6 protein-coding genes are annotated in these 6,263 nt (G+C 71.5%); 5 read left to right on the top strand and 1 reads right to left on the bottom strand.

The annotated features are described in order from the left end of the window. Positions 1 to 145 precede the first annotated feature (145 nt). Together ACTHJJ_RS12205 and ACTHJJ_RS12200 are read left to right on the top strand one after the other, a co-directional pair. Positions 146 to 337, top strand: a complete 192-nt coding sequence (locus ACTHJJ_RS12205) for a hypothetical protein (RefSeq protein WP_440303213.1) — start codon at positions 146 to 148, stop codon at positions 335 to 337. A 29-nt stretch (positions 338 to 366) separates the two neighbouring features. Beyond that, a complete protein-coding gene (locus ACTHJJ_RS12200; protein ID WP_440303212.1) occupies positions 367 to 1,173 on the top strand; it encodes an enoyl-CoA hydratase/isomerase family protein in 807 nt (268 codons plus the stop codon). A 131-nt stretch (positions 1,174 to 1,304) separates the two neighbouring features. On the opposite strand, the gene ACTHJJ_RS12195 is transcribed toward ACTHJJ_RS12200, so the two are convergent. Continuing rightward, positions 1,305 to 2,903, bottom strand: a complete 1,599-nt coding sequence (locus ACTHJJ_RS12195) for an ABC-F family ATP-binding cassette domain-containing protein (protein WP_440303211.1) — start codon at positions 2,901 to 2,903, stop codon at positions 1,305 to 1,307. Between the two features lie 174 nt (positions 2,904 to 3,077). Between ACTHJJ_RS12195 and ACTHJJ_RS12190 the strand changes: the two genes are divergently transcribed. The 3 genes from ACTHJJ_RS12190 to ypfJ are packed head-to-tail and all read left to right on the top strand — an operon-like array spanning position 3,078 to position 6,259. Next, complete coding sequence (locus tag ACTHJJ_RS12190) at positions 3,078 to 4,196, top strand: lipid II:glycine glycyltransferase FemX (protein WP_440303210.1); 1,119 nt, start codon at positions 3,078 to 3,080, stop codon at positions 4,194 to 4,196. 3 nt (positions 4,197 to 4,199) lie between these two features. Then, positions 4,200 to 5,318 (top strand): alanine racemase, encoded by a 1,119-nt coding sequence (locus ACTHJJ_RS12185; protein WP_440303209.1) that lies wholly within the window; start codon positions 4,200 to 4,202, stop codon positions 5,316 to 5,318. After that, the gene (gene ypfJ / locus ACTHJJ_RS12180) at positions 5,315 to 6,259 is read left to right on the top strand and encodes a KPN_02809 family neutral zinc metallopeptidase (RefSeq protein ID WP_440303208.1); all 945 of its coding nucleotides are present in this window, start codon (positions 5,315 to 5,317) and stop codon (positions 6,257 to 6,259) included. Before ACTHJJ_RS12185 ends, ypfJ begins: the two co-directional genes overlap by 4 nt. The last annotated feature ends 4 nt before the right edge of the window (positions 6,260 to 6,263 follow it).

Here is a 6,263-nt window from a genome sequence, read left to right as displayed (position 1 = left end):
TATGCGCGGCACGCTCTCCCGCCGCAACCGGAGGTCAGGGTCGAGCCGCGCGGCGCCGCACGGCCCGATCTGCATAACCGATCATACTTGCTCACATAATGGATAATTATTGAACGGGTGCGCCGTCCCCGACACACTCGTCCGCATGCCGATCGACCAGCCGCTCCGCTGCCCGTTCTGCAGCGGCGACGACCTGACACCTGACCCGGACCCGACCAGCCTCTGGTCGTGCCTGGCCTGTGTCCGGGTCTTCCGGGTCGTGCGGGTCGGCACCCTGCCCGACGGCTGGGCGCTCCTCCGCCCGGCGGCCACCGCCACCCGCTCGGTCGCGGCCTGAGCGCGGCAGCGCGCCGGTAGCCTGCCCGCATGGCGCACCCTCACCTGCTCGTCGAGACGGACGGCCCGCTCCGCACCATCACCCTGAACAACCCGGAGCGGCTCAACGCGCAGACGCCGTCGCTGTGGGCGGCCCTCGCGGAGGAGGCCGAGAACCTGCCCGCGGATATCCGCGTCGTCGTGCTCAAGGGTGCCGGGGACTCCTTCTCGGCGGGCATCGACACCGCCCTCTTCACGCCGCGGGGGCTGCCAGGCGAGGAGGGGGTCGTGCAGCTCGCGATGGCCGGGTCCGAGGCGATCGAGCAGGGCATCGCCGACTTCCAGCGCGGCTTCACGAGCTGGTCGTCCACTTCCGCGGTCGTCGTCGCCGAGGTGCAGGGCTACGCGATCGGGGCCGGCCTCCAGCTCGCCCTCGCAGCCGACCTGCGCGTCGTCACCGAGGACGCGCAGCTGGCCATGCGGGAGACGAGCCACGGGATCGTCCCCGACCTCGGCGGGACGAAGCCGCTCGTCGACGCCGTCGGCTACGCCCGCGCCCTCGAGATCTGCGCCACCGGCCGCTTCGTCACCGGGCTCGAGGCAGGGGCCATGGGCCTGGCCAACGTCGTGGTGCCGCCGGCCGGCCTGGGCGAGGCCACCCAGCGGCTCGTCGACGCGCTCCTCGCCGCCCCCGACCCCGCACTCCGCGCGCTCAAGCCGCTCCTGCGCGGCGCGGCGGGCTCATCGCTCGAGGAGCAGACCGCCCGCGAGCGGGCCGCTCAAGTGCCGCTCCTGCTCGGCCGGCTCGCGGCGGGCGCGCCACGTGCGCGCGGCGACGAGGAAGCGGGAGCACGCTGAGCTACATACCTCATGTGTATGCCGGTGGGCTGAGCGGGACGATGCACTCGAGTGAGCGGTCCGCCCCACCCGTCCCACCCCTGCTGTTGCAGGAGTGACCAACTGCTCATTCGACGCCCAGCGAGGAGAAATCAGGCGAGCGCGATGAGGTCCTTGTAGTCCGGGCCCCACAGGTCCTCGACGCCGTCGGGCAGCAGCAGGATCCGCTCGGGCTCAAGGGCGTCGACGGCCCCCTCGTCGTGCGTCACCAGCACGACCGCTCCCTCGTAGGTCGAGAGCGCCCCGAGGATCTCCTCTCGGGAGGCGGGGTCGAGGTTGTTCGTCGGCTCGTCGAGCAGCAGCACGTTCGCCGCCGACACGACGAGCATCGCGAGGGACAGACGGGTCTTCTCGCCGCCGGAGAGGACACCGGCCGGCTTCTCGACGTCATCCCCCGAGAAGAGGAACGAGCCCAGGACCTTGCGCACGTCGGTCTCACCGAGGTCCGGCGCGGCAGACTTCATGTTCTCGAGGACGGACCGGCTGACGTCGAGGTTCTCGTGCTCCTGCGCGTAGTAGCCGAGCTTCAGCCCGTGGCCGGGCTCCACCTCGCCCGTGTCCGGCGCGTCGACACCGGCCAGCATCCGCAGCAGCGTCGTCTTGCCCGCGCCGTTGAGGCCGAGGACGACGACCTTCGAGCCACGGTCGATGGCGAGGTCGACGTCGGTGAACACCTCGAGCGAGCCGTACGACCGGGAGAGGCCGCTCGCCCGGAGGGGCGTCTTTCCGCAGGGTGCCGGCTTCGGGAACCGCAGCCGCGCCACCCTGTCGTGCTGCCGCTCCCCCTCGACACCCGCGAGGAGCCGCTCGGCCCGACGGGCCATGTTCTGCGCGGCGACCGCCTTGGTGGCCTTCGCGCGCATCTTGTCCGCCTGGGCGAGCAGGGCGCCGGCCTTCTTCTGGGCGTTGGCGAGCTCCCGCTTGCGCCGCTTCTCGTCCGTCTCCCGCTGCAGCAGGTAGGTCTTCCAGCCGACGTTGTAGACGTCGAGGGCGGACCGGTTCGCGTCGAGGTGGTAGACCTTGTTGACCACCGCGTCGAGCAGCCCGGTGTCGTGGCTGATGACGATCAGCCCACCCTTGTAGCAGCGCAGGTACTCCCGCAGCCAGACGATCGAGTCGGCGTCGAGGTGGTTCGTCGGCTCGTCGAGCAGCAGGGTCTCGTTGCCGGAGAAGAGGATCCGCGACAGCTCCACGCGGCGACGCTGACCACCCGAGAGGGTCCGCAGCGGCTGCGCGAGGATGCGCTCCTCGAGGCCGAGCGCGCTCGCGATCGAGGCGGCCTCCGACTCGGCGGCATACCCGCCCTCGTTGTCGAACTCGACCTCGAGCCGGGCGTAACGCCGCATCGCGCGCTCCCGCACGTCCGGGTCGTCGCTGCCCATGCGCTGCTCGGCCGCTGCCCGCTCCCGCATGATGACGTCGAGCCCGCGGGCCGAGAGGATTCGGTCGCGCGCCAGCATGTCGAGGTCGCCGGTGCGTGGGTCCTGCGGCAGGTAGCCGACCGGTCCCGTCCGCGTGACGCTGCCGGCGGCGGGCTGCCCCTCCCCCGCGAGCACCTTGGTCAGCGTGGTCTTCCCGGCGCCGTTGCGACCGACAAGCCCGATCCGGTCCCCGGCGTCGACGCGGAAGCTCGCGTCCTCGAGGAGGAGGCGCGCTCCAGCGCGCAACTCGATCCCGGTGGCGACGATCACGGCAATCCCCTTTCTCTGCCGCACTTCGTCAGCGGCCGGACAACCCCACCATTCTGCCAGCGCCCGGCCCGCGGGCCGAATCCGTTTCCGCGCCGCTGCGCAGAGCGCGCCACCACGTGGGCCCGCTGAGCGGCATACGGGCTCCGCCGCACGCCTCGGGTAGCGTGACCCAGCGTGAGCGCCCCGATCACCGTCCGCGACATCACCGCAGCCGAGCACCTCGCCTGGCTGCGCACCCAGCCGTCGGCGAGCTTCCTGCAGACCCCCGCGTGGGGCAGGGTCAAGCAGGAGTGGAGGGCCGAGTCGATCGGCTGGTTCGAGGGCGAGCAACTGGTGGGTGCGGCGCTCGTCCTGCACCGGCCGCTGCCCCGGATCGGCCGGACGCTCGCCTACCTCCCCGAGGGGCCGTGCCTGGACTGGACGTCCCCGCGGCTCGTCGAGCACCTCCGCGCCCTCCGTGACCACCTGAAGGCAAAGAAGGCGTTCGCGCTCCGGATGGGACCGCCCGTCGCGACGCACCGGTGGTACGCGACGACGATCAAGGCCGCCATCGCCGACCCCCGGACGCATCGGTACGACGAGGCGACGCCCGACGTCGTCGAGCCGGTCGGCACGGCAGTCGTCGACCTGCTCCGCAGGCTCGGCTTCCGCCACCTCGCCCCCGACGAGGGGTTCAGTGCAGGCCAGCCGGAGTACGTCTTCCAGGTTCCCCTGGCCGGCCGCACCGAGCAGGACGTCCTCAAGGGGATGAACCAGCTCTGGCGGCGCAACATCAAGAAGACGGCCAAGAACGGCGTCACCGTGCGGGTCGGCGACGGCGCCGACGTGCCCGCCTTCCACAAGGTCTACCTCGAGACCGCGGAGCGCGACGGCTTCACCCCCCGGGGCCTCGAGTACTTCGAGCGGATGTACGCCGAGATGTCGGCCGAGGACCCGGACCGGATCCGGGTCTATCTTGCGGAGCACGAGGGGGACGTCCTCGCCGCGACCATCTGGATCCGCGTCGGCGGGCACGCCTGGTACTCCTACGGGGCGTCGACCGCTGCCAAGCGCGAGCTGCAGGCCTCCACCGCCATCCAGTGGCAGATGATGCGCGACGCCCTTGCGGCCGGGGCGAGCGTCTACGACCTGCGCGGGATCACCAACACGGTCGATGAGCAGAGCCCGCAGTTCGGGCTGATCCGCTTCAAGGTCGGCACCGGCGGGGAGGCCGTGCGTCTCGCCGGCGAGTGGGACCTGCCGCTGAACCGGCTGCTGTACAAGGCGTTCGACCTCTACATGAAGCGGCGGTGACCGGTGGCCCTGATCCTTCACGTCGAGGGCGAGCAGTGGCGGGCCGCCCAGACCGAGACCCTGCGCCGGCAACCCGGCCTCGTGCCCGTCATCAAGGGCAACGGGTACGGGTTCGGCCGGGACCTGCTCTGCTCCGAGGCGCAGCGGCTCGGGGTGCCGATGATCGCCATCGGCACCTATGTCGAGCTGCCCGAGGCGCTCGCGGCCTTCGGGGGCGACGTGCTCGTCCTCGAGCCGTACCGCGCGGCGATCCACCATGACCTGCCGGACCTGCTCCACACCCGGGTGGTGCACACCGTGACGACCCCGGAGGACCTCGAGGACCTCCGGTCGGTGCACGGCGACGCAAGGGTCGTGGTCGAGGGCCTCACGTCGATGGAGCGGTTCGGTATGCCGCTCGGCTCGCTCGCCGCGTTCGTGGCCGCCGCGGGCGGCGAGGGCGTCACCCTGCACCTGCCGCTCGGGTCGGGGCACGTCGCGGAGATCTCGCGGCTCGTCGAGGCGGTCCCCGGGAACCGCGTCTGGTACCTCTCGCACGTGACGACGACCGAGCTGGCCGAGCTGGCGCGCCGGTTCCCGGACCGCGAGTTCCGGCCGCGGGTCGGGACCGACCTCTGGCTCGGCGACAAGGGCGCCTACGAGGTGCGGGCCCACGTCCTGGAGGTCCGGCCGATCGGCAAGGGCGAGCGGGTCGGCTACCGGCAGCGGGCACAGCGCGCCGGGCACCTCGTCGTTGTGAGCGGCGGCACGTCGCACGGGGTGGCCATGGAGTCACCGGCGGCTGCGGCCACGGTCCGGCAGCGGGCCATCGCGGTGGCGGAGGGCGCCCTTGAGGCGGCGCACCGGGTCCGGTCCCCCTTCACCGTCTCCGGGGTCATGCCGCACTTCGCCGAGCCGCCCCACATGCAGTGCAGCCTGCTCGTCCTGCCGGATGGGATCCGGCCGCCCGTTGTCGGTGAGACGGTTCCGGTCCGGATGCGCCTCACGACCGCCTACCCGGACGCCGTCGCGGTCTCCAGAGCCAGGGCGTTCTCCCCCACCTCGGGCCCCACGGTTGCGCCACTCGCTCTGCCGGGTAGTAGTCGGGCCACGAGGTCCCCATCCCGAAGGAGCACGAGATGACCTTCAACGACAACGCCCGGCTCGACACCTCCCAGGTCGAGTCCGGCCGCAGCGGCGGCTTCGGGGGCGGTGGCGGCGGCATCCGGATCGGCGGTGGGATCGGCGGGCTCATCCTGCTCATCGTCATGGTGATCTTCGGGGGCCAGAGCATCCTCGGCGGCGGCGACTCGACCTCGACGGGTGGTGGGCTGCCCGGGCAGCAGCTCCAGCCGAACCAGGTCGGGGCCGGCGGACAGGTGTCCGACTCGAGCTTCTCGCAGTGCAGGACCGGGGCCGACGCGAACAAGAACGACGTCTGCCTCATCATCGCGACGGTCAACAGCGTGCAGGACTACTGGACCAACGAGCTGCCGAAGTACAACGTCAACTACCAGCCGGCCAAGACCGTCATCTACTCCGGAGCCACCCCGTCGGCCTGCGGCACGGCGAACTCCCAGGTCGGCCCGTTCTACTGCCCACTCGACGGCAAGGTCTACGTCGACGCGGCGTTCTTCCAGGAGCTGCAGAACCGGTTCGGGGCCGACGGTGGCCAGCTCGCCAAGGAGTACGTCATCGCCCACGAGTACGGCCACCACATCCAGGACCTCCTCGGCCTGCTCGGCAAGGCGCAGCAGGACCCGCAGGGCGCCAACTCCGGCAGCGTGCGCACGGAGCTCATGGCCGACTGCCTCGCGGGGACGTGGGTCAAGCACGCGACCGAGACGAGGGACGCCGACGGCAACACGCTGCTCCAGCCGATCACGCAGAGCGACATCAAGTCCGCGCTCTCGGCGGCCTCAGCCGTCGGGGACGACCGGATCCAGCGTGCCGCCCAGGGCCGGGTCACCCCGGAGACGTGGACCCACGGGTCATCGGAGGCCCGCCAGCACTGGTTCACCCAGGGCTACGAGACGGGCGACCTCAACAAGTGCGACACCTTCAACGTGCCCAACGTCGAGTGAGCAC

Source organism: Intrasporangium sp., assembly GCF_051961875.1.
Taxonomy (GTDB): Bacteria; Actinomycetota; Actinomycetes; order Actinomycetales; family Dermatophilaceae; genus Intrasporangium_A.
This window is presented reverse-complemented; position numbering and strand designations above follow the sequence as displayed.